Source organism: Lentzea indica, assembly GCF_012184385.1.
GTDB lineage: Bacteria > Actinomycetota > Actinomycetes > Mycobacteriales > Pseudonocardiaceae > Lentzea > Lentzea indica.
This window is the reverse complement of the sequence record NZ_VSRL01000118.1, coordinates 1-26,625: the sequence shown is the minus strand read 5'-3', so window position 1 is coordinate 26,625 and position 26,625 is coordinate 1. Positions and strand designations below refer to the sequence as shown.

The 26,625-nt window shown below is 67.7% G+C and carries 28 protein-coding genes and 5 tRNA genes; 10 read left to right on the top strand and 23 right to left on the bottom strand.

Annotated elements, in window-relative coordinates; all coding sequences use genetic code 11:
- Window positions 1-1,301: tetratricopeptide repeat protein (locus FXN61_RS28005; RefSeq protein ID WP_167976997.1), on the top strand; the 1,301-nt coding region annotated here is incomplete at its 5' end.
- Here the strand turns inward: FXN61_RS28005 and FXN61_RS28000 are convergent.
- Window positions 1,267-1,869, bottom strand: coding sequence for a DUF305 domain-containing protein (locus FXN61_RS28000; RefSeq protein WP_167976996.1), 603 nt, complete (start codon window positions 1,867-1,869; stop codon window positions 1,267-1,269). The genes FXN61_RS28005 and FXN61_RS28000 overlap by 35 nt on opposite strands.
- A gap of 104 nt (window positions 1,870-1,973) precedes the next feature.
- Between FXN61_RS28000 and FXN61_RS27995 the strand changes: the two genes are divergently transcribed.
- Window positions 1,974-3,455 carry an LVIVD repeat-containing protein gene (locus tag FXN61_RS27995; protein WP_312878041.1) on the top strand — a complete coding sequence of 494 codons (1,482 nt, stop codon included), beginning with the start codon at window positions 1,974-1,976 and terminating at the stop codon, window positions 3,453-3,455.
- 15 nt (window positions 3,456-3,470) lie between these two features.
- Here the strand turns inward: FXN61_RS27995 and FXN61_RS27990 are convergent, their stop codons facing one another.
- The 8 genes from FXN61_RS27990 to FXN61_RS27955 all read right to left on the bottom strand — a co-directional run bounded on the left by FXN61_RS27990 (window position 3,471) and on the right by FXN61_RS27955 (window position 10,336).
- On the bottom strand, window positions 3,471-4,631 hold the full coding sequence (locus FXN61_RS27990) for an MFS transporter (protein ID WP_223165631.1): 1,161 nt from the start codon (window positions 4,629-4,631) through the stop codon (window positions 3,471-3,473).
- Between the two features lie 4 nt (window positions 4,632-4,635).
- Entirely contained in the window at window positions 4,636-5,031 is a 396-nt protein-coding gene (locus FXN61_RS27985) for a VOC family protein (RefSeq protein WP_167976995.1), read from the bottom strand.
- Between the two features lie 7 nt (window positions 5,032-5,038).
- The gene (locus tag FXN61_RS27980; RefSeq protein WP_167976994.1) at window positions 5,039-6,148 is read right to left on the bottom strand and encodes a low temperature requirement protein A; all 1,110 of its coding nucleotides are present in this window, start codon (window positions 6,146-6,148) and stop codon (window positions 5,039-5,041) included.
- On the bottom strand, window positions 6,145-7,176 hold the full coding sequence (locus tag FXN61_RS27975) for an ABC transporter ATP-binding protein (protein ID WP_167976993.1): 1,032 nt from the start codon (window positions 7,174-7,176) through the stop codon (window positions 6,145-6,147). The genes FXN61_RS27980 and FXN61_RS27975 overlap by 4 nt, the downstream gene beginning before the upstream one ends.
- Window positions 7,177-7,180: 4 nt before the next feature.
- Complete coding sequence (locus FXN61_RS27970; RefSeq protein ID WP_312878040.1) at window positions 7,181-7,984, bottom strand: ABC transporter permease; 804 nt, start codon at window positions 7,982-7,984, stop codon at window positions 7,181-7,183.
- The gene (locus tag FXN61_RS27965; protein WP_167976992.1) at window positions 7,972-8,790 is read right to left on the bottom strand and encodes an ABC transporter permease; all 819 of its coding nucleotides are present in this window, start codon (window positions 8,788-8,790) and stop codon (window positions 7,972-7,974) included. The genes FXN61_RS27970 and FXN61_RS27965 overlap by 13 nt, the downstream gene beginning before the upstream one ends.
- A gap of 95 nt (window positions 8,791-8,885) precedes the next feature.
- Complete coding sequence (locus tag FXN61_RS27960; protein WP_312878039.1) at window positions 8,886-10,007, bottom strand: ABC transporter substrate-binding protein; 1,122 nt, start codon at window positions 10,005-10,007, stop codon at window positions 8,886-8,888.
- Window positions 10,008-10,096: 89 nt separating this feature from the next.
- Window positions 10,097-10,336 (bottom strand): hypothetical protein, encoded by a 240-nt coding sequence (locus tag FXN61_RS27955; RefSeq protein ID WP_167976991.1) that lies wholly within the window; start codon window positions 10,334-10,336, stop codon window positions 10,097-10,099.
- Between the two features lie 17 nt (window positions 10,337-10,353).
- Between FXN61_RS27955 and FXN61_RS27950 the strand changes: the two genes are divergently transcribed.
- A complete protein-coding gene (locus tag FXN61_RS27950; RefSeq protein WP_167976990.1) occupies window positions 10,354-10,842 on the top strand; it encodes a hypothetical protein in 489 nt (162 codons plus the stop codon).
- Window positions 10,843-10,875: 33 nt separating this feature from the next.
- Window positions 10,876-11,277, top strand: a complete 402-nt coding sequence (locus tag FXN61_RS27945) for a PPOX class F420-dependent oxidoreductase (protein ID WP_167976989.1) — start codon at window positions 10,876-10,878, stop codon at window positions 11,275-11,277.
- On the opposite strand, the gene FXN61_RS27940 is transcribed toward FXN61_RS27945, so the two are convergent.
- Window positions 11,272-11,898, bottom strand: coding sequence for a hypothetical protein (locus FXN61_RS27940; protein WP_167976988.1), 627 nt, complete (start codon window positions 11,896-11,898; stop codon window positions 11,272-11,274). The genes FXN61_RS27945 and FXN61_RS27940 overlap by 6 nt on opposite strands.
- 392 nt (window positions 11,899-12,290) lie before the next feature.
- The gene (locus FXN61_RS27935) at window positions 12,291-12,824 is read right to left on the bottom strand and encodes a vWA domain-containing protein (protein WP_312878038.1); all 534 of its coding nucleotides are present in this window, start codon (window positions 12,822-12,824) and stop codon (window positions 12,291-12,293) included.
- 189 nt (window positions 12,825-13,013) lie between these two features.
- Here FXN61_RS27935 and FXN61_RS54610 point away from each other — a divergent pair, with 189 nt between their 5' ends.
- The 3 genes from FXN61_RS54610 to FXN61_RS27930 are packed head-to-tail and all read left to right on the top strand — an operon-like array spanning window position 13,014 to window position 15,918.
- Window positions 13,014-13,514: an AfsR/SARP family transcriptional regulator gene (locus FXN61_RS54610; RefSeq protein WP_312878037.1), complete on the top strand. Its 501-nt coding sequence runs from the start codon at window positions 13,014-13,016 to the stop codon at window positions 13,512-13,514.
- A complete protein-coding gene (locus tag FXN61_RS54605; RefSeq protein WP_281360689.1) occupies window positions 13,493-13,963 on the top strand; it encodes a BTAD domain-containing putative transcriptional regulator in 471 nt (156 codons plus the stop codon). Before FXN61_RS54610 ends, FXN61_RS54605 begins: the two co-directional genes overlap by 22 nt.
- Window positions 13,933-15,918, top strand: coding sequence for a tetratricopeptide repeat protein (locus FXN61_RS27930; RefSeq protein ID WP_246292098.1), 1,986 nt, complete (start codon window positions 13,933-13,935; stop codon window positions 15,916-15,918). Before FXN61_RS54605 ends, FXN61_RS27930 begins: the two co-directional genes overlap by 31 nt.
- Here FXN61_RS27930 and FXN61_RS27925 read toward each other — a convergent pair.
- Together FXN61_RS27925 and FXN61_RS27920 are read right to left on the bottom strand one after the other, a co-directional pair.
- Entirely contained in the window at window positions 15,909-17,093 is a 1,185-nt protein-coding gene (locus FXN61_RS27925; protein ID WP_167976986.1) for a helix-turn-helix domain-containing protein, read from the bottom strand. The genes FXN61_RS27930 and FXN61_RS27925 overlap by 10 nt on opposite strands.
- A 103-nt stretch (window positions 17,094-17,196) precedes the next feature.
- Window positions 17,197-17,376, bottom strand: coding sequence for a hypothetical protein (locus FXN61_RS27920; RefSeq protein ID WP_167976985.1), 180 nt, complete (start codon window positions 17,374-17,376; stop codon window positions 17,197-17,199).
- Between the two features lie 216 nt (window positions 17,377-17,592).
- On the opposite strand from FXN61_RS27920, the gene FXN61_RS27915 reads away from it, so the two are divergent.
- Window positions 17,593-18,216 carry a hypothetical protein gene (locus FXN61_RS27915; RefSeq protein ID WP_246292097.1) on the top strand — a complete coding sequence of 208 codons (624 nt, stop codon included), beginning with the start codon at window positions 17,593-17,595 and terminating at the stop codon, window positions 18,214-18,216.
- A gap of 43 nt (window positions 18,217-18,259) precedes the next feature.
- On the opposite strand, the gene FXN61_RS27910 is transcribed toward FXN61_RS27915, so the two are convergent.
- The 10 genes from FXN61_RS27910 to FXN61_RS27865 form a co-directional block, all read right to left on the bottom strand.
- Entirely contained in the window at window positions 18,260-21,370 is a 3,111-nt protein-coding gene (locus FXN61_RS27910; RefSeq protein WP_167976983.1) for a helicase HerA domain-containing protein, read from the bottom strand.
- A complete protein-coding gene (locus FXN61_RS27905; RefSeq protein ID WP_167976982.1) occupies window positions 21,367-21,972 on the bottom strand; it encodes a hypothetical protein in 606 nt (201 codons plus the stop codon). The genes FXN61_RS27910 and FXN61_RS27905 overlap by 4 nt, the downstream gene beginning before the upstream one ends.
- Window positions 21,973-22,034: 62 nt before the next feature.
- Window positions 22,035-23,621, bottom strand: coding sequence for a tyrosine-protein kinase family protein (locus tag FXN61_RS27900; protein WP_246292096.1), 1,587 nt, complete (start codon window positions 23,619-23,621; stop codon window positions 22,035-22,037).
- Complete coding sequence (locus FXN61_RS27895; RefSeq protein WP_167976981.1) at window positions 23,621-24,211, bottom strand: TIR domain-containing protein; 591 nt, start codon at window positions 24,209-24,211, stop codon at window positions 23,621-23,623. Before FXN61_RS27895 ends, FXN61_RS27900 begins: the two co-directional genes overlap by 1 nt.
- A gap of 164 nt (window positions 24,212-24,375) precedes the next feature.
- Window positions 24,376-24,447: transfer RNA gene (locus FXN61_RS27890), tRNA-Val, on the bottom strand.
- Window position 24,448: 1 nt separating this feature from the next.
- Window positions 24,449-24,521 (bottom strand) — tRNA-Gly (locus tag FXN61_RS27885).
- Between the two features lie 156 nt (window positions 24,522-24,677).
- Window positions 24,678-24,749, bottom strand: a tRNA-Val gene (locus FXN61_RS27880).
- A 1-nt stretch (window position 24,750) separates the two neighbouring features.
- Window positions 24,751-24,822 (bottom strand) — tRNA-Cys (locus FXN61_RS27875).
- Between the two features lie 39 nt (window positions 24,823-24,861).
- Window positions 24,862-24,934 (bottom strand) — tRNA-Gly (locus FXN61_RS27870).
- Window positions 24,935-25,041: 107 nt separating this feature from the next.
- Window positions 25,042-25,467 carry an SsgA family sporulation/cell division regulator gene (locus FXN61_RS27865; RefSeq protein WP_030477975.1) on the bottom strand — a complete coding sequence of 142 codons (426 nt, stop codon included), beginning with the start codon at window positions 25,465-25,467 and terminating at the stop codon, window positions 25,042-25,044.
- A gap of 256 nt (window positions 25,468-25,723) precedes the next feature.
- On the opposite strand from FXN61_RS27865, the gene FXN61_RS27860 reads away from it, so the two are divergent.
- A complete protein-coding gene (locus tag FXN61_RS27860) occupies window positions 25,724-26,344 on the top strand; it encodes an RNA polymerase sigma factor (RefSeq protein WP_312878036.1) in 621 nt (206 codons plus the stop codon).
- A partial coding sequence (locus FXN61_RS27855; protein WP_223165630.1) for a hypothetical protein occupies window positions 26,341-26,625 on the top strand: 285 nt, incomplete at its 3' end. The genes FXN61_RS27860 and FXN61_RS27855, both read left to right, overlap by 4 nt.

Sequence of the window (26,625 nt, the reverse complement as noted above, 5' to 3'; positions counted from 1 at the left end):
CGAGGCTCGACTTCCTCGACACCGGCGACGAGCTCACGAGCGTGCGCGCGGCGTTCTCCTGGTCCTACCGGCGGCTCAGTGAACCGGCGGCGCGTCTGTTCCGGCTGCTCGGCGCGCACACGGGCCCCGACTTCTCCGCCCCGGCGGCGGCGAGCCTCGCCGGAGTGCCCGACGCCCTGCCTGCGCTCGACGAGCTCACCGACGCCCACCTGCTGACGAGGACGCCGGACGAGCGCTACTACTTCCACGACCTGGTACGCATTTTCGCCCGCGGCCTCACGACCGAGGACGAACGGCGCGACGCGGTGCAGCGCCTGCTCGACCACTACCTGCACAGCGCCTACCGGAGCCGTGACCCGCTGGCGGTGTCCCGCAACCGGCTGACGCTCGCCGACCCGTTGCCGGAAGTGACACCGGAGACGTTGCCCGACGAGCCCTCCAGGTGGGCCTGGTACGAGGCCGAGATCGACGTGCTGACCAGCCTGGTGACGGCCTCCGAACAGGCCGGGTTCGACACCCGCACGTGGCAGCTGACGTGGTTCCTGACCACCGCCCTCGAACGGACGGGCCGCTGGCAGGAGTGGTCGGAGGCGGCCGAGATCGGGCTCGCCGCGGCCGAACGGCTCGGTGACGTCTACGCCCGTTCCCGGATGCGGCACTTCCTGGGGCGGGCGTACCGGAGGGCCGGACGCCTGGACGAGTCGGTGACCGCGATGACCGCGGCGATCGAGGACTACCGCGGCCTCGGCGAGCTCATCGGCGAGGGCAGCGCATTCCAGGTCCTCGCCGCGCTGCACGGCGAACAGGGACGTCCGGCCGAGGCGTTGGCCGCCGCACGCGAAGCGCTGGCGTTGGCCGAACAGGCCGACGACAGGCTGGGTGCCGCGTCCGCGCTGAACCAGATCGGCTGGTTCTGCGGGGAACTCGGCGACCACCGCGCCGCGATCGAGCACTGCGAGCGAGCGGTCGTGCTGCACCAGCAGGCGGGAGACGCGGACCGGGTCGCCGAGGCCGTGGCGTTGGACAGCGTCGCGCACTCACAGCGTCACCTGGGCGACCTGGCCGGCGCGGCCGCCACCTCCGAACGCGCGGTGGAGATCTTCCGCGCCGCCAGCTACCGCGTCCTCGAAGCCCAGGCACTGGTCAACCTCGGCGACACCCACCACGCGGCAGGTGAGGCCGAACGCGCCCGTCAGACGTGGCAGTACGCGCTCGCCATCTACGAGCACCTGGGCGACCGCGCCGCCGACCAGGTCCGCGACCGTCTCACAGAGTGGGCAGCAACGCCTTCATCCGGTTGATCTCGTCGGTCTGCGTGGCGATCACGTCGTCGGCCATCTCCTCGACCTGGACGTTCCTGCCGGCCCCGCGCACGTCCGTCGCCATCTTCAGCGCGCCCTCGTGATGCTTGATCATCAGCTCGAGGAACATGCGGTCGAAGTCCTTGCCCCGCGCGGCTCCCAGAGCGTTCAGCTGGTCCTGCGTGGCCATGCCCGGCATCGAGCCGTGGTCGCCGTGCGAGCCCACCATGTTGTTGGCGCGCTGCCATTGCTTCATGGCGCCGATCTCGGGTTCCTGGCTGTACCGGATGCGCTCTGCCAGGCCTTTCACCGTCTCGTTCTGCGCGCGCTCGGGGGCGAACCTCGTCATGGCGAGCGCCTGCTCGTGGTGCACGATCATCATCGACACGTAGTCGCGGTCGGCGTCGTTCGGCGGGGGCGGAACCACGCCGGAAGCGTCCGACGGCGCCACCGTCGGCGCCGACCCGCCAGGTGTGTCCGGCGCGATGAGCGGCGCGGGCTCCGGCGCCGACGTACAGCCTGCCAGCAGCGCGAATGCCGCCGCGATGACCACAACCCCAGAACGCATGTGTCGGACAATACCGCTCGAAAGACCCTCCGAAAGACGCTGGCCCTTAGCAAGGCGAAAGGGTCATACTCCCCCTCACCAACCCGTACTGAGGGGGTACAGCTGTGACTTCACGCGAAACGGCCCGGCGGCGCAGAACGCCTTTCGCGGTTCTGGGGGCGCTCGCGCTGACGCTGTCGACGTTGACAGCGCCCGCGTACGCCGAGCCTGACCTTCCCGCCGACGGCAAGGGGCTGAGCGAGGCACAACTCGAGGCCCAGGCGGAAGCGGTCAACGGCATCCCTGGTGTCGACGAGATCAGCCGTAGCCGCAACATGGTCCCGGTCGCCCACCTGGACAGGCAGGCTCCGCTCGACTCGACGCAAACCGACATCGCGTTCCAGGGCAACTACGCGTTCGTGGGCAACTACAACGGCTTCGTCATCTACGACATCCGCAACCCGAAGAAGCCGACCATCAAGAGCCAGGTCCTCTGCCCCGGCTCGCAGAACGACGTCTCGGTGTACGGGAACCTGCTGTTCCTGTCGACCGACTCGTCGCGCAACAACAACTCCTGCAACAGCACCTCGCAGCCGGCGACCGAGAAGTCGTCGTGGGAGGGCATCAAGGTCTTCGACATCAGCGACAAGGCAGCCCCGAAGTACGTCGCCGCCGTCGAGACCGACTGCGGTTCGCACACCCACACGATGGTGCCGGCCAAGGACAAGAAGAGCGTCTACCTCTACATCTCGTCCTACTCGCCCAACGCCACGTTCCCGGACTGCCAGCCGCCGCACGACAAGATCTCCATCGTCAAGGTCCCGGTGAAGGCCCCGGCCCAGGCGTCCCTGCTCAAGGCGCCGGTGCTGTTCCCGGACGGCGCGAACCCCGGTCGTCCCGGCAACATCGAGACCGGCTACACCGCGGCCACCACGGGTTGCCACGACATCACCGTCTACCCGCAGCTCGACCTCGCGGCCGGCGCGTGCATGGGTGACGGCGTGCTGTGGGACATCTCCGACCGGGAGAACCTGGTGGAGATCAACCGGGTCCAGGACGACAAGAACTTCGCGTTCTGGCACTCGGCGACCTTCAACAACAGCGGCACCAAGGTCGTCTTCACCGACGAGCTCGGTGGCGGTGGCGCCGCGACGTGCAACGAGAAGATCGGCCCGACGCGTGGTGCCAACGGCATCTACGACATCGTGGGCAAGGGCAAGGACCGCAAGCTGGTCTTCAAGTCCTACTACAAGATCCCGCGCATGCAGGCGGACTCGGAGAACTGCGTCGCGCACAACGGTTCGCTGATCCCGGTGCCCGGCAAGGACATCATGGTGCAGTCCTGGTACCAGGGCGGCATCTCGGTGTGGGACTTCACGAACTCGAGCAAGCCGCGTGAGATCGGCTTCTTCGAGCGCGGCCCGATGCCGAACAACGGCGGCGGCGGCACGTGGTCGACGTACTGGTACAACGGCTACATCTACTCCTCGGAGATGGGCCGTGGCTTCGACGTGATCGACATGCGCGACCCGCGCACGTTCGCGGCGAAGTTCTTCCGCACGGACCAGCTCAACGTGCAGACCCAGGGCAACTTCTACCGCGGGTAGTCAGAAGCCTTGAAATCAGCGCGGCTGCCGACGTTCGGCAGCCGCGCTGATCGCTGTCAGGACCAGGGTCACCGCGACACCACCGAAAACCGCCCAGATCGGTGAACCCACGTCCAACGCCCACGCGGCGACGACAGCGGTGAGGCCGTAACCGGCACCGGTCACCGCGTACATCATCGAGAACCCGGCCGCGTGCGCGCCGACCGGAAGCCGTTCGCGCAGCGCCAAACTCCGCGTCACGAGCACACCCGACTGGAACAGTCCCGCCGCCAGCAACGCACCCGCGATGCCCGGCAGGTTCGGGAACAACGCCACCGCGCCAACGCAGGTCGCGGTGACGACGAGCAGCACGAGTCCCTGTGTGCGCAACGATCCCGGCCACGGCCGCAGCCCGTACAGCACCGCACCCAGCGCGCTGCACGCGGCGAAACCCGCGAGCAGCGGCCCGATCCAGCCGATGCCGATCCCCCCGGTGCTCCAGCAACGCCGCAGCACCAGCTCCGCGACCGCCAGCTGTGCCAGCGCCGCCGCGCTCACCAGGTAGATCGGCCACGCCGACGCCACCACGCGCACCTTCGCCGTGCCGGAGCGGGAAGTGACGTGCCCGCGCGGCAGGATGAACACCAGCCAGGCCGCCACGACGACGAGCGACACCGACACCACGACGGGCGCACGGCGGTCGACGCTCAACGCCAGCACGGTGACCAACGCGGGCGCCACCGCCCACACCACCTGGGTGATCATGGCGTCGAAGCCCATCGCCTTGGGCACCAACGCGTCCGGCACCAGCCCGAGCAGCATCGCGCGCAGCCCGCCCGGTGTCGTCGACGGCCCGGCGCCCGCGATCAGCGCGGCGACCACCAGCACCGTCGTGTTCGTCGTCAACGCCAGCGTGGCGAACGCGCCCGCACCGACGAGAAGCCCGGCGCTGAGCTGGCCGCGCATCCTGGACGGGTCGAGCAGCAGGCCCAGAAGCCCGGCGCCGAGGATCTCCCCCAGCACGTAGACGGCCGTCAGCGACGCGGCCAGGACGTAGCCGCCCGGCAGGTCCCTGGTCAGGAACACCATCATCAGCGGCGTCATCGACATCGGCAGCTTCGCCGCCACGGTCACGACAGCGCAGGCCAGCACGTCCCGGTTCGCGAGATCGCGATAGCCGGCAGCGGAAATCGTCACGCGGTCACTCGCCGAGCTCGGTGAACAGGGTCAGCTGCAGCCCCGCGGGTGCCGCGAGCCGGGAGTTCAGCGAGTTCCACGGCGTGCGCGTGGGTTCCGCGATCACCTCGGCCCCCGCGGCTTCCAGTTCACGGGTGGTCGCGGCGGAGTCGTCCACCTCGAACGCGACCCGGATGTGCCCGGCCACGCGCTGTCCCACCTCGACCTGGTCGATGAACTCCGCGTGCGGCGGGTCGGTGATCTCCAGCGTGGCCCTGCCGGCCTCCAGGATCGTGACCCGCCCGCCGTCGGACGCGAACGCCGCCCGTTGCTCGAGGCCGAGCACGTCGCGGTAGAAACGCAGGGCCTCGTCGTAGTCGGCTGCGGTGACGACTAGGCGGAGTTCACGAACACCGGTCATGCGACGATCATCGCACCAGCCGCGTGAGGACGACGACAACCACCGCGATCCCCGCGGTCACGTGGATCGGGGCTGGTCCGAACGTCGCAGCGACCACCGCGACCGAGCCCAGCGGCAGCAGGTACTTGCGCAGCCCTGCCTGACCCGGACAGTCCTGCACGTACCAGACGCACAGGAAGAAGATCGCGAGCGGCACCGTGGTGAACGCGGCGATCGTCGTGCCCGGCGCGTGCGAGAGGTGCAGGTCGTAGTCGACGCTGGCCGCGAGACCGGCGCCGAGTGCCGCGATCGACCCGAGGATGAAGAGGTGCGCGTAGCCCCACAGGAACGCCTTCTTCAGCGAGTGCAGGTGGGACGGCGCCTCGAAGTAGATCCACCACACCGAGAACACGATGAGCAGGCCGGCCACGGCGAGCGAGATGAGGTTGACGCCGCTGTCGAAGCCCTTCTGGAACGCGAGGGTCGCCGCGAGAATCGACTCGCCGAGCACGATCAGCGTGAACAGGCCGTGCCGCTCCGCGATGTGGTGCGGGTGCCAGGTCGTGGCCTCGGAACGCTCCGCCCACGCCGGCACCAGCAGCTCGCCGATCATGAAGATCACCCACAGCGGCAGCTGCAGGTTCGGGGGCGCGACGACGACCCACAGCACCCAGAGCACCTGCATGAAGGCGATACCGGCGGCATAGCGGCGGGTGCAGCGCTTGTGCGAAGGGTTGTCCCGCGACGCTCTCAGCCAGTGCGCGACCATCGCGAGCCGGATGACCACGTAGCCACCGACGACGATCCGGTAGTCCTGACGCTCGAAGACCGCCGGGATGCCCGCCGCGATGACGAGCACTCCGGCGATCTGGAACATCGTGATGATCCGGTACAGCGTGTCGTCGTTGTCGAACGCGCTGGCGAACCAGGTGAAGTTGAGCCACGGCAGCCACAGCGCGAAGAACGCCATGCAGAACGCCAGCAAGCCGGCACCCGCGTGGTTCTCGGACACCGCGTGGTGCAACCCGGAGGCGGCCTGGGCGACCGCCACCACGAAGCTCAGGTCGAACAACAGCTCCAACGGCGTCGCGACCCGGTGGGCCTCCGCCGTGTCGCGCGCGAGGAGCTTTCTGATCATCCAGGCACCACCATGATTCGTGACTCGCTGAGGTCGAGCGCGACCCGCGTTCCCGGCTGGTAGGCGGCCGCCGTGTTGGACGGCTGGTCGACCCGCAGGATCTGCTCGCCCACCTTGACGGAGATCCGCGTGACCGGCCCGAGGAACGACTGGGTCAGCACATCGCCCACGATCTTGCCATTCGAGTCGCCGTCGTGTGCGGAAACGCCGATGTCCTCCGGCCGCACGATGACGCGAACGTCGCTTCCGGACGGTTGGTCGTGCGTGGCGGGAAGGGTGACGCCGTTGATCACGACGGTCTGGCCCTCCGCCTTGCCCTCCACCGAGTTCGTGACACCGACGAACTGCGCCACGAACGCCGTCGCCGGCTGCCGGTAGACCACGGACGGCGTGTCCAGCTGTTCCAGCCGGCCGTGTGACATCACGCCGACCCGGTCGGAGACGGCGAGCGCCTCCTCCTGGTCGTGCGTGACGAACAGCGTCGTCATGCCGAGCTCCGTCTGGATGCGACGGATCTCGTCGCGCAGGTTCACGCGGACCTTCGCGTCCAATGCGGACAACGGCTCGTCGAGCAGCAGCACGCGCGGCTGGATCGCGAGGGCGCGCGCCAGTGCGATGCGCTGCTGCTGGCCGCCCGACATCTGGTGCGGGTAACGACCACCGAGGTGGGCGAGACCGACGAGCTCGAGCAGTTCGCTGGTCCGTTTGGTGTCGGCCTTGCGCATCTTCAGGCCGAACGCGACGTTCTGCGCCGCGGTCATGTTCGGGAAGAGGCTGTAGGCCTGGAAGACCATGCCCATGTCCCGCCTGTTCGCCGGCACGCGAGTGATGTCCTTGCCGCCCACGGTGACCGTGCCGGAGTCGGCGGTCTCGAAGCCGGCGACGATCCGCAGCGCCGTCGTCTTGCCGCAGCCAGACGGGCCGAGCAAGCTCACCAGCTCGCCCTCGGCCAGTTCCAGGTCGAGGCCGTCCAGCGCGATGTTGCCGCCGAAGGACTTGCGCAGTCCCTTGAGTTCCAGGTGGCCCATTGTCTCAGTTACTCCCCGGCGGAATTTCTTCTTCGGCAACGGTCTGACGACGCCGCTGGCCGACGTAGGAAAGTGCGAACAGGAGGACGAACGCGAAGAGCAGGCTCAGCAGCGACACCGCGATGGACACACCCGCGTTGCGCTTGCCCAGCAGGTTGACCTGCACCTGCAGCGTGTCGAAGTTGAGCAGCGACGCGATGGTGAACTCGCCGAGCACCAACGCGACGCTCAAGAGCGAAGCGCCGATCAGTGCCACACGGATGTTCGGCACGACTACCTTCCACAGCACCGTGAACCACGACGCGCCGAGGCTGCGCGCGGCTTCGGCCAGCGTCTTCAGGTCGATCGCGGCGAGACCGGCGTCGATCGCGCGGTAGGCGAACGGCAGCACCAGGATCGTGTAGGCGAAGGTGAGCGTCAGCGGTGAGTCGCCGAAGAAGTAGTTCACCCACGCGTAGAGCGGCGCCATGCCGACCACCAGCACGATCGCGGGGATCGCGAGCGGCAGCAGGCACACGAACTCCACGAGCCGCTGCAGCTGCGGGAGCCGCAACCGGATCCACGCCATGGTCGGGACGAGCAGCACCAGCATCAGCACCGCGCTGGTGACCGACAGCAGCAACGAGTTGACGAGCGCTTCCATCAGCCCGTCGTCGTCGACGATCGACGTCCACGAGTCCAGGCTGCGTTCACCGGCCTTGCCGCGCGTGGAGAACTCCGCCATCGCGATCAGCGGCAGGATGAAGTAGACGCCGAGGACCAGCAGGATGATCGTGCGCAGGACGCGCTGCTTCACTAGCGAACCCACTTGGCCACCCTCTTCTGCAGCAGCACGTTCACGCCCATCGCGATGCTGACGACGATCACCATGCCCAGGCCCAGTGCCTTGCCCAGGTTCTCCTGGCCGAGCACGACCTCACCGGTGAGGAAGCCGCGGATCTGCAGCGGCACGATCGGGCTGCCCTGCGAGACGAGCGCCGCGGCCGTGGCGTAGGCGCTGAAGGCGTTGGCGAACAACAGGAGCAGCGCGCCAAGAAACGGCGGCGTGAGGATCGGGCCACCGACGTGCCGCCAGTACGTCCAGCTCGTGCCGCCGAGGCTCGCGTTGGCCTCACGCCACTGTGGACGCAGTCCGTCCAGCGCCGGCAGGAACACGATGACCATCAGCGGGATCTGGAAGAACGTGTAGACCAGCGTCAGGCCCGGCAGCTCGAACAGCCACGCGCTGCCGGCGAACAGGTCGATGCCAACGTTGTCACGCAGGAACTTCGTGACGAGACCCTCGAAGCCGACCGTCGCGAGGAATGCGAACGCGAGCGGCACGCCACCGAACTGGGCGAGCACACCGCTTCCCGCGACGACGATCCTCCGCAGCATCCCGTCCGGGTTGCCGACCGCGATCGCCCACGTGAGCAGCGCACCGAAGATCGCGCCGATCACCGCGGTGAGCGCGGACAGCTCGATGCTGCGCACGAAAGCGTCGAAGTAGACGCCCTTGAACAGGTTCGTGAGGTTGTCCAGCGTGAACGTGCCGTTGGTGTCCTGGAAGGCACCGATGAGCACGAGGACCGTGGGGTAGACGAGGAAGATGCCGGCGAACGCGAGGAACGGCACCGCGACGAGCCAAGCGGCCGCAGATGGCCGACCGGCGGCCCCACTCTTGCGAGTGGGACCGCCGGGCTTGGCTGCCGCTACAGGAGCGACTGAGGTCATCCGATGGCCTGCGCCCAGGTCGCGGTGAGAACGGCCTTGGCCTTGTCGGCCTGCGCCTGCGTCTGGAACACCTGCTTGCCCTCGGTCTTGGGCAGCTTGTCCTTCGCCGCCTTGTCCGCCTTGTCGCCCATCTTGTCCAGGCGCACCGGGCGGGACATGCCCTTCAGGTACAGGTTCTGGCCCTCGTCGGAGTAGAGGAACTCCTGCCACAGGCGCGCGGCCGCGGGGTGCGGCGCGTCCTTGCTGACGGCCTGGTTGTAGTAGGCGCCGATCTGCGCGTCGGCAGGGACGACGACCTTCCAGTCGAGCTTGCCCTTGAGCTTCTCGGTCTGGGCGGCGTTGGTGTAGTCCCAGTCGATCACGACCGGCGTCTGGCCGGACTCGATCGTCGCGGGCGACGGGTCGACCGGCTGGAAGTTGCCCGCCTGCTTGAGCTGCTTGAAGAACTCGACACCGGGAGCGATGTCGTCGGCGGAACCGCCGTTGCCCAGCGCCGCCATCATGACGCCGGAGAACGCGGCACCGGCCTGCGTCGGGTCGCCGTTGAGCGCGACCTTGCCCTTGTACTCGGGCTTGAGCAGGTCCTTCACGCTCGTCGGCGCCGGCACCTTCGCGGCGTCGTAACCGATCGACATGAAGCCGCCGTAGTCGCCGTAGTAGAGGCCGTCCGCGTCCTTCAGCTCCGCGGGGATGTCGTCCCAGGTGCTGACCTTGTACGGCGCGAACAGGTCCTTGTTTGCCAGCGCCACGTTCAGACCGAGGTCGAACACGTCCGGCGCGCGGTCGTTGCCCTTGAGCTGTTTGGCGGCGTTGATCTCCTCCTGCGAACTCGCGTCCGGCTGCGCGGAGTCGACCTTGACGCCGTACTTGGCCTCGAACGCCTTGATGATCTCGCCGTAGTTCGCCCAGTCCGGGGGCAGCGCGATGACGTTGAGCTTGCCCTCCTTCTTCGCGGCCTCGACCAGCTTGTCCATGCCCCCGAACTCGCTCGCCGACTTGGCGGTCCCGGCAGCGCCGGTCTGCGCCTCCTTGGCGGGCGGGGCGCCACAGGCTGCCACCGCCAGCACCAACGCGCCGACACCGATCAGTTTTGTGGTGACGTTCCCTCGCTTCAGCACAGGCGGAGGATTCGCGCGGATTGCTTTCGTTGTCAAGCCGGGCGCGCCGGTTGAGACCTTCTCGACTCCTACGGTGAATTCTTGGTCCCCTACGGGTTGCCCGTGAGCGCTTCCCGAGCTTCACTCAGATGTTGTCCCGTGATCCCGGTACCAGGATCGACGTGGATGAGCCGCGTGGTCAGGTGCCGTCGCTTGTGGACGAAATCCTCCCTGCGGGTGGCGTGGATCCCGAAGTCGTCGTCGAACCAGACGAGGGGCCACGCGAGCTCGGCGCCGGTGTCGTCGGCCAGCCGTCTCAACTGGTCGCCGTGATCGGGGTCGAGCCGCATTCCCTAACCTCGTCGGCATGAGACGTCTTTCCCTGCTCCTCCTGCTGTGCGCCGCACTGGCGGGCTGCAGCGTGATCAGCGACCTGACAGACCTGCAGGCCCGGCTGAAGGACGCCGGCTACACCGACGTCTCGACCGACCACGGGTCGGTCAACGGCGCCGACCGCATGGAGGTCAGGGCGGCCAGCTCGGACCCCATGCACTCCACCGACCAGATCGCCGAGATCGTCTGGGACAGCTACCCCCAGCACCTCGACCAGCTGTCGATCTCGCTGAACGGGACCTACGAGGTCTACAGCGAGGACGACCTGCGCAAGGCGTTCGGCGAGCGGAAGGTCACCGAGAAGCCCGACGACGACGCCGGCACGATGCAGACGGTCGCCACGTGGCTGATCGTGGGCGCGGTCGTGTTCCTGCTGTTCCTCGCGGGCATGGTCATCCTCATCGTGGTCCTGGTGCGCCGGTCACGCCGACGCCAGATGCCTCCACCGCAGTACCACCAGTAGTCGAAAACGCGGACTCCTGTTCGTATAAGGGGCATGTTCACCGACGAGGAGATCGCATACCTGCGCGAACAACCCCTGGCCCGCCTGGCGACGGTCAACGAGGACGGCCATCCGGACGTCGTCCCGCTGGCGTTCGAGTACGACGGCACGTACTTCTGGGTGGGCGGCGTGGGCGAGCAGGTCCTCCGGACCCGCAAGTTCCGCAACATCACCGCCGGCCGCCGCAAGGTGTCGCTGGTGATCGACGACCTGGTGTCCTTCACCCCGTTCATCGCACGGGCCATCCGCGTCTACGGCACCGCGGACGACCCGGTCGAACGCATGGGTCTGATGGGCCCCGGCCTCTACTGCCGGATCACCCCGACCAAGGCGTGGGCGTGGAACATGGCGGGCGAACCGGCCGGTGAGACCTGGTACGAACCGCGCCGATCATGAGGCGCGCCGGGCCAGGCACACGGCCGATTCGCCCCACCTGGCGCCGTAGAGCAGGCCCGGCAGCAGCCGCCGGAACCGCAGGTGGATCTCGCCGGCCCGGTCCACCGCGTGCTGGTTCCCCTTCGGCTCGGTGTCGGACCGCTGCATCACGCCGTCGAACGTCCGCACGAGCCGTTTGCGGTCGTGCTCGAACCGCAGGCGCAGGTCGAACACCTCGCACGGCCGTTCGGGCACGTGCAGCACGCACGGGTGCATCACGTCGCGGTTCGACAACCGGTACCGGACCGCGAAGTCGTGGGTCTCGCCGCGCACCAGCGGCTCGGCGGGGACGAGCGTGAAGCCGAGGCGGTCGGCACCACCGCGGTCCTGCAACGTGCCGCCGTACAACAGGTGCACGTCGACGTCCCGCCTGCGCACCGGGAACACGGCGGCGAACTCCAGCTGGTCCACCCCGTCCTGATCGACGACGACCTGGTAGCGCTCGAGCACCTCCGGCTGTCCCTGGTCGAGCACCACGGCCACGCTGAGCTCCGCGGTGTGCCAGCCTCCGTCGTCGCGCCGGGACGTCGTGGCGGCCAGCTCGGCCAGCTGGTCGACCGCCTCGTCGACGCGGCGGCGCACCGTGCGGGCGTCGCGGTCGATCTCGGCCGGCCACCCAGCTGACGCGTTCCTGGTAGAGCGGGTGCCGGACGTCGGGAATGAGCCCGAACGCCGCCCGTGCCGCGAACTGCAGGTCCTCCGGGAGCTGCTCGACCAGCTCGGTCAGCCTGGTGACCAGCTTCTGCCTCGCGGCGGCCGGGCCGTCGGCCCTGGTGATCCCGCACGCGGCGGCCAGCGCCGTGCCGACCTTGTCCACGATCCGTCCGGCGTGCACGCCCCGTCCCTTGCGAAGGGTCTTCAGCTCACGGACCAGGTTCGTCGTCATCTCCGCTCTCCTCCCCTTGTGCGCTCACGTGCGGCGGAGGCAGGTTGCGGTGGGCGTGTGGACGAGAAGTGGACACGCCGTGGATCGGTCAGACGTGGTCCGGTCGCAGGACCGTCCGCGCCACCGACGAGGCCAGCGCGAGGCCCAGGCGCACACCGTCGCGGCCGAGGAAGACCCGCGAGGTGCCGATGCGGTCGAGCGCCGGTTGGTCGACGGCCCCGAGCCCGAACGCGATCATCTCCGGGCACGACGCCATGGCGGTGAGCCGTGCCAGCGCGAGAGGCCACGCCGGATCGGTCGCCCTGCCGTCGGAGACGAAGAACAGGATCGGCCGGCGAACCCGGATTCGCTGCGCCTTGAGACTTTTCACATCGCGCTCGATGGTGTTGCGCAAGAGGGTGAACGCGGACCCGAAGTCCGACCCCGACTCCTGACGCGGCCTGATCATCTCCGCAGGCTCGATCGCAGGCAGGAGAGGCTGCACCACCAGCGATCTTTCCGCGAAAACGACCACGCAGAGCCGAATCTGGGCGGCCGCGCGCCGATCCGCGTGCACCACACCGCGGAACTCGCGCATTCCGGCGTTCACCTCGTCGATGTGGTCGGTCATCGAGAACGACACGTCGCAGACCAAGTAACACGGCAACACATCGGACACCATCCGGCTCCCCCTCACCGCCAAGCGTGATGCGGAGAACCGTTACCTGATCGCGTTGATCAAACGTGGACAAAAAGCTGATTCGGTGACACGCCACAGGGCCTTTGCGCGACATTCCTCCCAGATACAAGCTCGGACACCGAGGAGGACGGCGTGGAGTTCCGGATGCTGGGTCCGCTGGAGGCGTGGCACGGGCACACCTCCGTGTCGTTGGGGGACCAGCAGCAACGCTTCATCCTCGTCGTACTTCTCTTGCACGCGAACAAGCCCGTGTCACCCGAACGGCTCACCGAGATCGTGTGGCCCGACCAGCCGGAGCGCAGGACGCTGGTGCGCGGTTACATCAACAAGCTGCGCAAGGCGTTCGAGCCCACCGACGCGTCGATCGACACGACGCCGACCGGGTACGTGTTGCGCGTCGAAGAAGACCAGATCGACACCGTGCGGTTCGACCGGCTGCGCGCGGAAGCCGCACAGGCCGTGCAGGACAACGACCAGCGCAAGGCCGTCGGCCTGCTGCGCGCCGCCGTCGCGTTGTGGCGCGGCCGGTTCCTGGAGGACATCGACATCGACAGGGTCGGCGCGCGCCGTGATCTCCCCCGCCGACGGCTACACCGACGCGCTCGGCGACCTTGGCCGATCTGGAGCTCCTGATCGGCGACCACCGCTCGGCGCGCGACCGCATGCGCCGCGCACTGCCGACCGATCCGGCCAACCAGAGGTACGCCGAGCTCCTCATGCGCGCGCTGATCGCGGGCGGCGACGGCGTGGGCGCCAGCCGGGTCTACAAGAGCGCCTGCACCGCCCTCGCAGAGGCCGGTTATGAGCCGGGGTCGGTGTTGCGCAGGCTCGCGGCACGAGCCGAGCACGGCGAGCCCGTCAGTTCGCTGCCCTCCCGTCCAGGTGGGTTCACCGGCCGGGCCGGCGAGCTGAAGGCGATCGAGGCGGCCGCGGCGGGCACTGGCGAACGGCGCGCGGTGTGGATCAGCGGCGCACCTGGTGTCGGCAAGACCGGTCTGGCGTCGAGGCGGCGCACCGGCTGCGTCACCGGTTCCCGGACGGGCAGCTCCTGGTGCGGCTCAACGGGTTCACGCCGAACGTGACGCCGGTGTCCGTCTCGGACGCGCTCACCCAGCTGCTGATCGAGCTGGGCGTGCCGGCCGAGCAGATTCCGGACACGGTGAGCAGGAAGGTGACGCTCTACCAAACCCAGCTCTACGGCACGAAAACCCTGGTGGTGCTGGACAACGCCTTCTCGCCGGAGCAGGTCCGGCCGCTGCTGCCGGAGACGCAGGACTGCTTCGCCGTCGTGACGAGCAGGAAGATGGGCGATCCCGACATCAGCGAGCACGTGCGGCTGGCCCCGCTGCCGCCGCACGACGCATCTGAGCTGTTTCGGGCACTGACCGACCCGTTCCGCGTACACGGCAGGGCGGCGGACGTGGCAGGGCTCGTGAAGCGCTGCGGATACCTGCCGGTGGAGATCACGGTCGCGGCGGCGTTGCTGCGCAGGCACGACCGTTGGTCCCTGGACCACCTCCTCGGCCTGTTGGACGAGCAGGGACCGTTGCGGGAAGACGCCGCCGTGCACGCGTCCTATCTGCAGCTCAACGACCAGCTGCAGCAGGTCTTCCGCCTGTTCGGGCACTTGCCGGGACCCGATGTCGACCTCGTCGGCGCGGCGGCGCTCGTGGACCGCACCGTCGCGGACACCCGCAAGCTGCTCGACGAACTGCACGAGGTCTGCTTGCTGGAGGAAGTCGCACCCGACCGCTACCAGATGCTCGACTCGGTCAAGGAGTTCGCGGCCCGCGAAGCTCCACCAGCGGACGCGTTGGTGCGGCTGCTCGACTTCTACCTCGTCACACTGGCCAACGCGGTGGGCACCGCGTACCCCTTCGACCGCGCCGCCCCGCTGTCGGTACACCGCGAGAGTCCGCTCGGACTGCGGTTCCCAAGTGCGGACAAGGCGTTGGGGTGGATCACCGCCGAGCGCGAGAACCTGGTGGCCGCGATCCACCACGCCGGCAAGCACGCGCTGCCCGATCACGCCTGGCGGCTGGCGGTGCTGATCTGGCGGCACTTCAACACGGCGAACCGCTTCAAGGACTGGATCAGCGCCCTGGAGCTGGCCAGGGAGACCGTCGGTGCCGACAGCTACGGCCAGGCACACGTGCTGATGCGCCTTGCTATCGCGCACGATCGCCTCGGCAGGCACACCGAGGCGTTGGACCTCGCAGGCCAGGCGCTGCCGCTGTTCGCGGGGCTCGGCGACGTGCACGGCGAAGCGGCGACGCTGTGCACCATCGCGATCTCCACGATGCAACTCGGCGCGCACGAGGAGGCGATGCGGCATTTCGAGGCGGCGCTGGAGAAGTACGAGCAGTGCGGAGACCTTCGCGGCCAGGCGCACGCGTTGAGCTCGCTCGGCTACCTCAACGAACAGCACCATCAGTACGAGGTCGCGCTGCGCCAGCACGAAGCCGCGGTGCGGATCCAGCGGGAGATCGGATACCCACGCGGGCTGGCTCATGCGTTGAACAACCTCGGCGCGATCCGGCAGCACCTGGGAATGCTGGAGGAGGCGATTCCCGCTCACGTGGAAGCGCACGAACTCGCAATGCGGCTGGACGATGCCTGCGTGGCGGCCTACGCGTTGACCAACATCGCCGACGCCCACCGGCTGGCGGGCAGGTTCACCGAAGCCGTGCGTCACCACAGGCTGGCCGCCGAGGCCGCCGCCGGAGTGGACGACGCCGACCTGCGGGCCAGGCTCTTCCACGACAGGGCCGCCACGGCACGCGACGGCGGCGACCAAGCCGCGGCGCTACGGCTCTACCAGTCGTTGCTCGACCTCGCGAACAGCACGGGCAACCGCACCCACCGGTCCCACGGCGAAATCGGTGTGGCACGGACGATGCATGCGTTGGGCAGGCACTCCGACGCCGTGGCGCACTGGGAAGCGGCCGAGGCGGTGTACGCCGAGCTCGACCAGCCAGAGGCCGAGGAGGTGCGGGCCGAACGCGCGGCGTTGACCTGTGCGTGCGGTCAGCGGTGAGTCAGGAGTCGTTTCAGGTCGGGGTAGATCTCCCGCACCGCGGCGTGGTTGTGCCATCTGCCCAGGGTTCTGGCCAGCTGCCGCAGGTCCGTCCGGATGGTCGCCGAGTCGACGTGCGCCGCGTCGTCGATCGTGTCGGCGAGGACGCGGCAGCTGTGGTCGACCTCGCCTGACAACGCGTAGGCGAGTGACCGGCGCGTACCGAATCGGGCCCTGGTGCGACGCGAAGAGACCGGCACCAGCGTGAGCTGCCTGTCCAGCACGGTCGCGGCCTCGGCGTTGAGCCCGAGGTCGGACAACGCCCATCCCCTGGCCAGTTCCAGCGGATCAGGCGCGGTGGAGCCGAGCACGGGATACGGGCTGTCCTGCGGTGCGGCGTCCATCAGTTGCACGGCGCGGTCGAACGCGCTTTCCGTGGCGTACCGGTCTCCTGCGAGCGCGTGGCCCTGCGCCTCACGTCGCGCGGCGAGCGCGAGGACTCGTGAACCGGCCCTGCCGATCCACTGCGCCTGCTGGGCGAGACTGATCGTGCTCTGGGCGTCCTGCCGGTACAGAGCCAGCCCTGCCTCGCGGACGAACGAGTAGCTCGCGATGTCCGGGTCTCCTGCCGCACGAGACAGCTCCGACGCCTGCCTGGTCCACCACAGCGCGCCCTGCTCGTCACCGGCCTCCTGGCTCATCCAGCCCGTGTACTCGGCGATCCGCGCGGCGAGCCGCAGCAGGTGCGTGCCGACCGGTCCGGCGTTCTCGCGCGCGAGCCCGTGCACCGTGTGCTGCAAGGCTTTCAGCGGTTCGACGACCACCATCGGGCTGGTGCGCAGACCCAGCCCTCTCAGATGTTCGAACGAGGTGCGCATCCCCGCGATGACCTGTTCGTCCGGAGCCGGCCGCGGCCCGGTGCCCGCGAGCGCCCCGACGCCGAGCATCGTGCCCACCACCAGCACCTGCCGCCGGCCGACCGCCGGAGCGTTGTGCATCGCGGCCTCGATCAGGCGGCCGCCGACGTCCAGCACGCCGTCGCAGAGCCTGGCCACGGTCGGCGTGGGTGGTTTGACGTCGTTCTCGATCTTGCTGAGATAGCCCTTGCTGTAATGAATCAGCTTCGCCAGCTGTCCCATCGACAGTCCCGCGGCGATGCGGTATTCCCGCAGCAGCTCACCAAAAGTTTCGGCCACGATTGCCTCCCGCTCCGGCGTCAGCCGAGTACATCACCCTGAACGTCCCTGCGCAATCGCCCCGGCCTTCTCGTTGAATGGCCGGGGCGCATTCGCGACTACCTCAGTCGTGCCACGGGTTGCCGCCACCGTTCGGCGTCTCCGTGGTGGTCGTGGTGGTGGGAGGCGGCGGCGGGGTGTCGTCCGCGTTGGCCGCGACGCCACCGGAAACAGCGCCGGCGACCGCGAGAGCGGTCACCAGCGTGGTGGCACCGGCAATGAAAGTGGACACGATTTTGGACATGACGAATCCTCCGAAGGAAATCGCAATTGATTTCGGGATTTCGCCCGCCGTTTGCGGGCTACTTCGAGGATTCATCTTCAAAAACCGCGGAACCAGGTGTTTCCCGTTGCCCACCGAGGTGGTCAACACGTCCACTCCTCATCCACTTCTGGTCAACACCCGGCCCGGATGCTGCGCGCAGCCGGCCACCGGCCGGTCTTCGAGGAGGAGGTTGGAGTGATCGAACCCGCGACCTACGACATCGCCGTGTCGTTCGCAGAGGAACAGCGCGCCGTGGTCGACGAGGTGGTCGAGGCGTGCCGGCAGCGCGGCCTGACCGTGCTGGAGAGCAACGATCTACCGCAGGCGCAGGTGCGCTTCTTCGTGCCGTTCGTGTCCACTGTGGATGATCTCACGGTGAACGAGCACGTGCTGCCGGTCCTGACCGGCGAGGTTCCCACGTCGTTGCCGCACGTGACCTACCTGCGTGCCGACGAGCACCTCGTCGACGCCCTGGTGACCCGGGTCGAGGCCGCCGAGACCGCGGGCCTGGGCCGGGTACCCGTCGCCGAAGTGGCGGCCACGATCAAACAACCGCCGAACACCGCTCTGCGCCAGCTGGCCGAGCAGTTCGCCATAGCGTCACCAGGGCTCACCAAGCGCGGCCTGGCCGGCACCATGCACCTGGGCGACACCACGATCGCTGTCCGCGTGGAACGGTCGGGCGACACGGTGTACGCGCTGGAAGTCCAGCGCGGCGGCGACGAGATCGTGAACTTCGTCGTCCTCGGCGGCTCCACCGAGCTGTTCCCCACTCTGTGCCAGCGAATCGAGGACATGCTGGCCGCAACCGAGCACTGAGACGCGAAAAGGGCGGTGCCCCCGTCGGGGGCACCGCCCTTTCTCACTTCCTGGCCCGCTCCACCACTTCTTCCAGCCGCAACGGACTGGGCGGGTGATGACTCAGGCACAGCGGCGCGCGCATCCGCCGGAACCCGAACGTGTCCCCGGTGACGTAGAACTGCCCGCGCTCCAGCCGTGAGATGTCCGCGACCGAACTTCCCTTGGCCCGCGCCATATCCGTAGCCGCAGCGATCTGCGCCGGACTGTTCAACCGCCCGAAGAACTGCGTCGTGGCGTTGCCGGTGATCTGGTTGTGCACACCTTTAGGCGCCTGCGTGGCTAGCAACAACCCGAGCCCGTACTTACGAGCCTGTGAGGCCAGCAAAATCGTGGTCTGCGTACTGGCCGTAACCCCACCGGACGGCGCGATCGTCTGCGCCTCGTCCATCACCATGAGCCCACCGAGCGGCCGATCCACCGCCGGATTCCGCTTGATCCAGGCGAACACCTCCAGCTGCAACTGGCTGATGAACCCCTGCCGCTGCTCATCGGACGGCAACCCGACAAAGCTGATCACCGAAACTCGCGCACGCTTACCGCGCGCCGGCGTGAGCAACAGCCCGGGATCAGTCGGTTCCCCTTGCCCGCCAAGCAAAGGATCGTTGACCATGGCGGCCCTCAACGTCTCCGCGAGATCAGCCGCCGTAGCCGCCGCCGACTGCAACTTGCTCACCCCTTCCGGCAACTCAGCCAGCAGATCCACAAACCCGTTGAGGTCCCTCCTGTCCCTGAGCGCGTAGTGCTTCAACGCCTCCTTGAGCACAGCCCGCCCCCTGACAGCGAACTTCGTCCCGTTGGCGATCCGCGCGTGAGGCATCAACCGAGCTACCGCGGCCTCAACTGCCGCAACGAACTCGTCCTCGTCCCCACGAACCTCGGCAAAATCAGGCAACGGATGAAAGCTCAACGGCCGCCCACTGGCCCGCCCCGGCGTCCACACGACGACCTCGGTGTTCTCCAGATACTCAGAGGCCGCCTCTCGGTCCCCCGGCCGCCACTCCCCAGGCGGCTCAGGCCAAGCATCCCCGAGCCGCGCCAGGTCGTTGTTGGGATCCAGCACGATCGCCGAAACCCCGCGCAACGCGCACTCCTCCACGATCCGGCGCAACAACACCGTCTTCCCACTGCCGGATCCCGCGAACACGATCGCGTGCTTGCGCAACGACTCCAGCTCGATCCGGATCTCCCCGTCCATCCCGAGCACGATCTCGCCAGGACTCGCCGCCGGCTGCTGCTGCGGCGGTTTCGGCTGCTGCGTCCGCGGCGGAGGGCGAGTCTCCTGGTGGCTCGCCGCCGTGCGTTCCTGGCCGGGCAGCACCGACCGCAGGAACGTGGTGCTGCTGGCGGGTTTCCGCGCCACCAGCCAGGCGAGCAGCTGGTGGGTCTGCACCGCGCAGATCTCCTTGAGCGCGCTGAACGTCCTCAGGTCGTCGTCCGTGATGTCGACGCACCGGCCGCCCGCGCTCTCCAGTTCGGCGACCAGCCTTTGAGTCACCGTGCCGGTCCAGCCCTTGGCCCCGTTGCGAATGATGATCAGGTGCCTGCCGCTCCCTCCGTGAGATCCCTCCGCGGCAGCACGGGCGTCGCGCAGTTTGCGCAGGACCCGGTTGCCGTGGCTGCTCGCGATGAATCGCAGACCCCAGCGCTCCTGCGTGTCCAGCTCCTCGTTCACGGTGAGCCGCAGACCGGCGTGCAGCCGCATGTCGTCGGAATGGGGCTCTGGATGCCACCGCAGCTCGTCGTTGCCGACCTCGGTGATCCAGGACTTCAGCCCCGCCAACAGCAACGCCGGCAGGACCTCGTCCTCGTTGTGCGGCCTGACCTCCGCCGCGGTGATCTCGGCCGTCCGCTTCAGGTGCTCGAACCTGGCGTCGAGCTCGGCCAGGTAGTCCGGCTCCGGCCCGGCGGGAACCGGTGCCGTCACGACCTCGGACGGCGGCGGCTCGTCGAACGAGCCCAGTTCCCTGATCTCGCCGTACAGACAGGCTTCCGCGTGCTGGTGCACGCGCTTGAGCAGCTGACGCGGCGTGCGGGAGGACCAGTTCGCCGGATCGAACGCGCTGGGCGCCACGGGCCAGGTCGGATGCGGCGGGGTGATGCCGTTGCGCCGGTACATCACGCCGAGCCACTTCTCGACGAGCTTCCTTCCCAGTGCGGGATCGGCGATCGAGGCGAGGATCGGGGTCGTGGTGAAGCGATCCTCGACGGTGTCGCTGGCGATCGACTTCAGCATCTTCCACGTGTTGGGCAGACACGCCACCACCGTGATCGTGCGCCGCGTGGTCTCGCGCAGCTGCATCAGTCCGTCTGAGATGTCGGCGATCTCCTGCACGAGCTCGGGGTTCGTCACCACCTCGCCCGTCGCGTCCTGCCCCTTGTTCACCAACGTGTCCAGCTGGTCGACGGCGATCACGCAGGGGCCGGTCATCGCGAGGACCCGCGAGACGTCGCGGACGAGCGTTCTGGACGGGTTCGCCTCGGCCGGCAAGCCCCAGCGCCGACGTTCCTCGCTCGTCTCGTCCACACCCTTCAGGTAGGACTTGCCGACGTCGGAGTGTTCCGAGCCGTACAGCACGAGCGCTCGAATCGTGTCTCCACACTCGACCGCGATCCTGCTGTCCACTGTGCGCAGTCCGTTGAGGAAGGTCCGGAGGTGTTCCGGTGTCAGCGGTGCTTCGCCCACCACGGCCCGCGCCACCTCTGCCGACACGTCGGCGCCGAGACACAGCTGGCGCAGCAGCACGGTCAGCTGAATGTCGCCCTCGTCGTTGGACCGCCGCAGTTCACTGCGCATGGCGTCGGCGACGTCGTCCCAGAACGCTTTCCCGGACGTGACCTCAACGAGGAAGAAGTAGCCGCCCTGCTGCTGGACCGTGCGCCGCACCGAACCCAGCAGGTGCGTCTTGCCGACACCCTTCTCCCCCTGCAGCACCAGACCACCGATGCTCGGCCCGACACTGGCCCTGGCGTCCGTGATGCCCGCTCGCAGGCGATGCTCTGCCCTGGTGTGCAAACCCTCGACGTGGAAGGGCGATGCGTGCCAGACGTCGTCCGGCGTCTCGGCCGAGTTGAAGCGCACGACCGCCAGCGCTTCGCGCAGGTGCTCGGTCATGATTCCTCGATCGCCATGAGGTGCTTGTCCTCGCCGCCGATCCGGATCGCGGCCGCGTGGTCCTCCTCGGTCAGCACCTTGCGGTTCGAGTCGGGAACCAGGTGCACCGACCCCGTCTTCACCATCTTCAGCAGGGTCTCGTCCACCTCCTCGCGCTCCGCGCCGTCGAGCCGCGGACGGATCTTCGCCAGCCGGACCCAGTCCTGGAAGCCGTCACCCAGCTCCAGGTACACCTGACGGATCAGCTCCTCCAGGCCGCGCGACCGGATCGCCTCGACGAGCAGGCCGCGTTCGCGCAGGAACGGGACCATGCGCCGCAGCAGTTCCTGGTTCACGCGCGCCTGCGGCCCCACGCGTGCGGGCAGCTCGCTTTCGAGGAGGTGGGTCATGCACCAGTCGATGCCCTTGTCGGTGATCTTGTGGATGTACCGCCGACCCTCCTTCGAGGTCTCCAGGAGCTTGTCCCGGTTCACCGCGTCGCGGTCCTTGGGCAGGAGCGTGATCTTGTAGGTGTCCTTCAGCTCCACATTGGGCACTTCCCGATTGGCCAGCATCACGACCATCAGTGCCGACTTGGCGCTGGTTGCGTACGTCTCCGGCATCACGCCGCCCCTTCAGTTGGTGAACGCGTTGATTCGTCGCTCGATCCGGGCGAGCAAGGCGCTCACCTCGGTGCGCAGCTGCACCGGCACCGCCACCCCTGTCCCGTTGCGGTGCGGCTTGCTGAGCAGCAGCAGGTCGGCTGACCGGTCGCGCAGCAGGTCCATGTCGCCGTCGTCGAGCGCGCCCGCCATGCCCCTGACCGTTTCCTCGACCAGCTCGAACCTCCCGGCGTACGGAAGTTCGTCCGGCACTTCACGCAGGGCGCCTCGGCGCTCTTCAGCGCTTCGTGGTCCGGTTCTGTCTCGGGGGCGGGGGTCGCCGTGATCAGGTCGTACAGCTCCCGCGCCACCTGGACCGGCCGAACGCCAGGATCGAACTCCAGGTGCTGGAGGTTGCGCAGGAAGCCGGGCAGCAGCTCACGGTCCGTGCCACGGGTCAGCACGCAGAACATCCGCCGCTCCGCGCCGTCCGGGCCGAGCGTGCGGCGCATGAACCGCTCCGCCTCGGTGAGCTGCCAGCGGCTCAGCTCGCCGTGCACCACGAGGCACAGGTGTTTCGCGGGATCAAGGGCCTGGTCGAGGATCCCCGGGTCGCCAGAGACCGACCTGAACGTCGTCGTCCCGAGCAACTGCAGCTCGGTGATCAGCGCGGTACTGGTCTGCCACATCGTCCTGGGGCTCGACACCATCAGGTCCGTGTCGAACTTCCGGCGCCGCGACTTCGCCGCCGCCACGTAGGCATCGCGGTTGTCGGCCAGCAGGTCGGTCCGGTCGAACTCCTGCGCGATCACCGCGGTGACCGTCTCCAGCGCGAATGAGATCTGGTTCGGTGACGGAGAGAGTTCCTCCAGCACGGGCAACAACTCGCCGAAGCTCCAGTAGGAGATGTAGGGCACCGTGAGGTGCCGCAGCATCTGTTCCGGCTTCACGCTCTTGACCAGCCAGTTGCGGAAGAGCGGCGCAACGACCTTGGCGGACTTCTTCTGCCAGCCGGCGGCACGTTCGTACTCCACCGTGTTGTCCAGACGGGACAACACGGGCATCACCTGGTGCCGAGGCCTGTCGTAGGGCAGCCGGTCCCTGGCCTTGTCGGCGAGGTGAGCGATGTCCACCACGTCGTTGAGGTTCTGGTCGTTGGCGGTGAACACGACCACCAACCGGTCCGGCAGCTGGGCGGTGCAGATGCTCGCGATGTCCGAGACGCCCGTGCGGCTGTCGATCAGCACGAAGTCGTACTTGGCGGTCCACCGCTCGCGGTACTCCTCGAGGTGCGCCGCGAACCCACGGCGGTACAGGTCCTCCCAGTTGATCGCCTGCATCCGGCGCGAGTACGAGACATCGAGCTTGCGTTGCTCGACCCTTCCCGCCGCGATCAGGTCGAGCACCCCGTCGACACCGACTCGCACCTCATGAGCAGCCGGCATCCGCACTCCGGCGAGGTATTCCTGCGCGATGTCGACCACGCCGCTCTCCGGCGGTTTGGCCAGATGCGGTTCGAAGTAGAGATGAAGGCCGGGTGCTTCGAGATCCCAGTCGACAGCCAGCACGCGATAACCCCAGCGTGCGAGCAGGACCGCGGTGTTGGCCAGCGTGAAGCTACGTCCAACGCCGCCTTTGTAGGAGTAGAACGTGATCACGGTTCCGGTCATCACTCGAACCTCGGTAACGGCGGCGGCGGAATGAGCACCGGATTCGGCCGTTCCACGATCGGCCAGTCCGGACTCCACGGGGGCACCTGCTTCGCCAGCTGCACCAGGTCGCGTGCCAGCACCCTGATCTGCCGGCAGAAGGGGAGGTAATCGACGGAGTCCTGGTAGACGGGATCCGGATGGGCGTATTCCTTGAAGTCCTGCCACGAACGCATTCGCTCGTCGGTTGGAAAGTTGTCGGAATCCGAGTAGAGGATGGGATAGATCAATCCCTGGGAGATGCCGGCGCCGGCGAGGCCGAGCATGGCCTCGCGTGCCCGCATGCTCTCCAGCTCCGCCATGCACCAGCCCGACTCGAAGTAGTGCGGGGTTAGAAGCTGGATCATGATCTTGCTGTGCCGCAGCGAGTTCTCCAGGTTGTACGCCCACTCCACCGCCCGCGGCATGGTGCGGTCCATGTACACCTTCGGCGCGGGCGCGCACTCGTCAGCGAGATACTCGACGAGTTTGTTGTAGAAGTGGGTCAACAGCCATTTCTGCACACTGCCCTGACGGCTGTAGCTGATGAAGAAATCGTACTTGTAGGACACAGCGCACAACGGTAGATGCGCCACCCGGTTCAATAAAAGACAAAAAAGTGGGCATTTTCGGCCGTTCCGACCAAAAATTGGACAAAAACTGGCCGACCACTCGTGACGGGCCGCGAACAGCAAGAAGCCCTCGATCACATTTGATCGAGGGCTTCTCGGGTGAGTGGACGATACTGGGATTGAACCAGTGACCCCTACCGTGTCAAGGTAGTGCTCTCCCGCTGAGCTAATCGTCCGAGCGGATGACGAGACTCGAACTCGCGACCCTCACCTTGGCAAGGTGATGCGCTACCAACTGCGCTACATCCGCGTTGCTCCCCGGTTTCCCGTGGTGCGAGAGGAACTTTATCCGACGGTCCCCCGAACTTCCAAATCGGCTGATCTTGAGCGTGGGAGACCGCCGGCAAGCCCCTGGAACGGCAGCGGGGCCAGGTGCGATGTGCACCTGGCCCCGCTGTTGATCCGATGGACGATACTGGGATTGAACCAGTGACCCCTACCGTGTCAAGGTAGTGCTCTCCCGCTGAGCTAATCGTCCGAGGCGGAGACGGGAATCGAACCCGTGTACAGGGCTTTGCAGGCCCTTGCCTAAGCCACTCGGCCACTCCGCCAGAACATGGATCCACGGCGTTACCACCGGGAACCCACAGAGCGGATGACGAGACTCGAACTCGCGACCCTCACCTTGGCAAGGTGATGCGCTACCAACTGCGCTACATCCGCGTACATCACTGACTTCGTGATGTTGAAACAAACCTTATACGAGGGGTTCAAGCCAGTTCCACCGGGGGTACCCGCACCGCCTTCACGGGCCCCCTACCTCGGGTGATTCAGCTGAGGTCGTTCGAGATGAGGTGCGTGAGCGCCTCGTCGACGTTGACCCAGAGGTGCTCGTTGCCCGGCACGACGACGTCGTATGTCCGGTCGAGGAAGTCTGCGAGTTCCTGGGCGGACGCCTCGAACATGGCGTGCCCGGACGGCGAGCTCAGCTCGATCACGACGACCTCGGGGTCGTCGGCGGCGGGGCGGATCCGGACGTCACCGTCGCCGGCGTCGGCGATGAGACCGTCTGCGAGCAGGTCGCGGGCGTACACCCACTCGACCCAACCGGCGCGGCCGGTGCGGAACGCGGCGACGACCGCGTACGGGTCCTTCGTGTCGTATCGCAACTCCACTTGAACCGGGACCGCGGGGGTCCTCGGCGCCAGCAGGTCGAAGACCGCTGTCGAGCGGAGCGTCACGTGATCGTTGCGCATCGTCGTTACCCTCTTCTCCCTTCCCGGTCAATGAAACGACCGAGCACCTTAGTTGTGACGTGCATGTGGCGAGGAACGCTCGCGAATCGGGCGCAGATCACCCCATCGGGTCAGCTTGACTGCGCACGGCGACCGCTTGCACGCACTCCGTGTCCTCCTCGCTCGTTAGCCCGCGTTCAGCGACTCCCATCTTGCTGGGTCTAACCTGAACCCGGTACCGGCTGTTGCGCGAATGTTGGACGTGAGGACATCTCTGGTGGCTGACTCGCCCGGTCCACCCGTTGCGCCACGCGACGGCCGGCCGACCGATTTCGAGCTCGTGCAAAGGCTCGCACAGGGCGATCGGCAGGCGTTCGGCGAGCTGTACGACAGGTACGGCACACCAGCATATTCGCTGGCCAGACGCATCTGCGTAGACCCCGACCTGGCCGAGGACGTCGTCCAAGAAGCCTTCCTCGCGCTTTGGCGGCACCCCGCCAGGTTCGACCCCACCCGCGGAAGTTTCGGCACCTGGCTGATGACCTTGGTGCACCACCGCGCGGTGGACGCCGTACGCAAGGAGAACACTCAACGTCGTCGGACTGTTCCCCTCACCGACGACGTTTCACCACCTGCCGAAGGTTCCGACCACGCTGCGTTGATCAGCGTGGTGAGCGCCGAGGTGAGGGCGGCATTGCGGACGTTGCCGGAAGAGCAGCGCCAAGTCATCGCACTGGCCTATCTCGGCGGCTACACGCAATGCGAAGTCGCGAAGCTGACAGGCGTCCCTCTGGGGACTGTGAAATCGCGCACGTTCGCGGCGATCAGACGCCTGAGAGGCACGTTGGGGAACTTGTGGGCCGGCGAGACCGGCGAGACGACAGGAGTTCACCGGTGAACGGCGAGTTGTGCGCTCACGAGGAGCTCGCCGTCGGCTGGGCGATGCACTCCTTGGAGCCGGACGAGGAAGCAGTGGTCCGCGACCACCTGCCGACCTGTCCCACGTGCCAGCGCACGGTGCGCGCGACGCAGGAGGTGCTCGCGGGCATCGGTGGCGCTGTCCGCCAGGAGCAGCCACCGCCCCGCCTGCGCGCGAGGCTGATAGAACAGATCGAGCACATCCCGCAGACGTGCCGCCCCGCCACACCGCGCCCACGCGCACCATCGACCATGCCTGAC

Bases quoted from the DNA above. Each gene is read 5' to 3' on its own strand.
- FXN61_RS27900 (WP_246292096.1), bottom strand. From the start codon at position 23,621: ATGACCGGAACCGTGATCACGTTCTACTCCTACAAAGGCGGCGTTGGA.
- FXN61_RS27980 (WP_167976994.1), bottom strand. From the start codon at position 6,148: ATGATCAGAAAGCTCCTCGCGCGCGACACGGCGGAGGCCCACCGGGTC.
- FXN61_RS27975 (WP_167976993.1), bottom strand. From the start codon at position 7,176: ATGGGCCACCTGGAACTCAAGGGACTGCGCAAGTCCTTCGGCGGCAAC.
- FXN61_RS27945 (WP_167976989.1), top strand. From the start codon at position 10,876: ATGTTCACCGACGAGGAGATCGCATACCTGCGCGAACAACCCCTGGCC.
- FXN61_RS27955 (WP_167976991.1), bottom strand. From the start codon at position 10,336: ATGCGGCTCGACCCCGATCACGGCGACCAGTTGAGACGGCTGGCCGAC.
- FXN61_RS27985 (WP_167976995.1), bottom strand. From the start codon at position 5,031: ATGACCGGTGTTCGTGAACTCCGCCTAGTCGTCACCGCAGCCGACTAC.
- FXN61_RS28000 (WP_167976996.1), bottom strand. From the start codon at position 1,869: ATGCGTTCTGGGGTTGTGGTCATCGCGGCGGCATTCGCGCTGCTGGCA.
- FXN61_RS27910 (WP_167976983.1), bottom strand. From the start codon at position 21,370: ATGACCGAGCACCTGCGCGAAGCGCTGGCGGTCGTGCGCTTCAACTCG.
- FXN61_RS27920 (WP_167976985.1), bottom strand. From the start codon at position 17,376: ATGTCCAAAATCGTGTCCACTTTCATTGCCGGTGCCACCACGCTGGTG.
- FXN61_RS27950 (WP_167976990.1), top strand. From the start codon at position 10,354: ATGAGACGTCTTTCCCTGCTCCTCCTGCTGTGCGCCGCACTGGCGGGC.
- FXN61_RS27865 (WP_030477975.1), bottom strand. From the start codon at position 25,467: ATGCGCAACGATCACGTGACGCTCCGCTCGACAGCGGTCTTCGACCTG.
- FXN61_RS27905 (WP_167976982.1), bottom strand. From the start codon at position 21,972: ATGCCGGAGACGTACGCAACCAGCGCCAAGTCGGCACTGATGGTCGTG.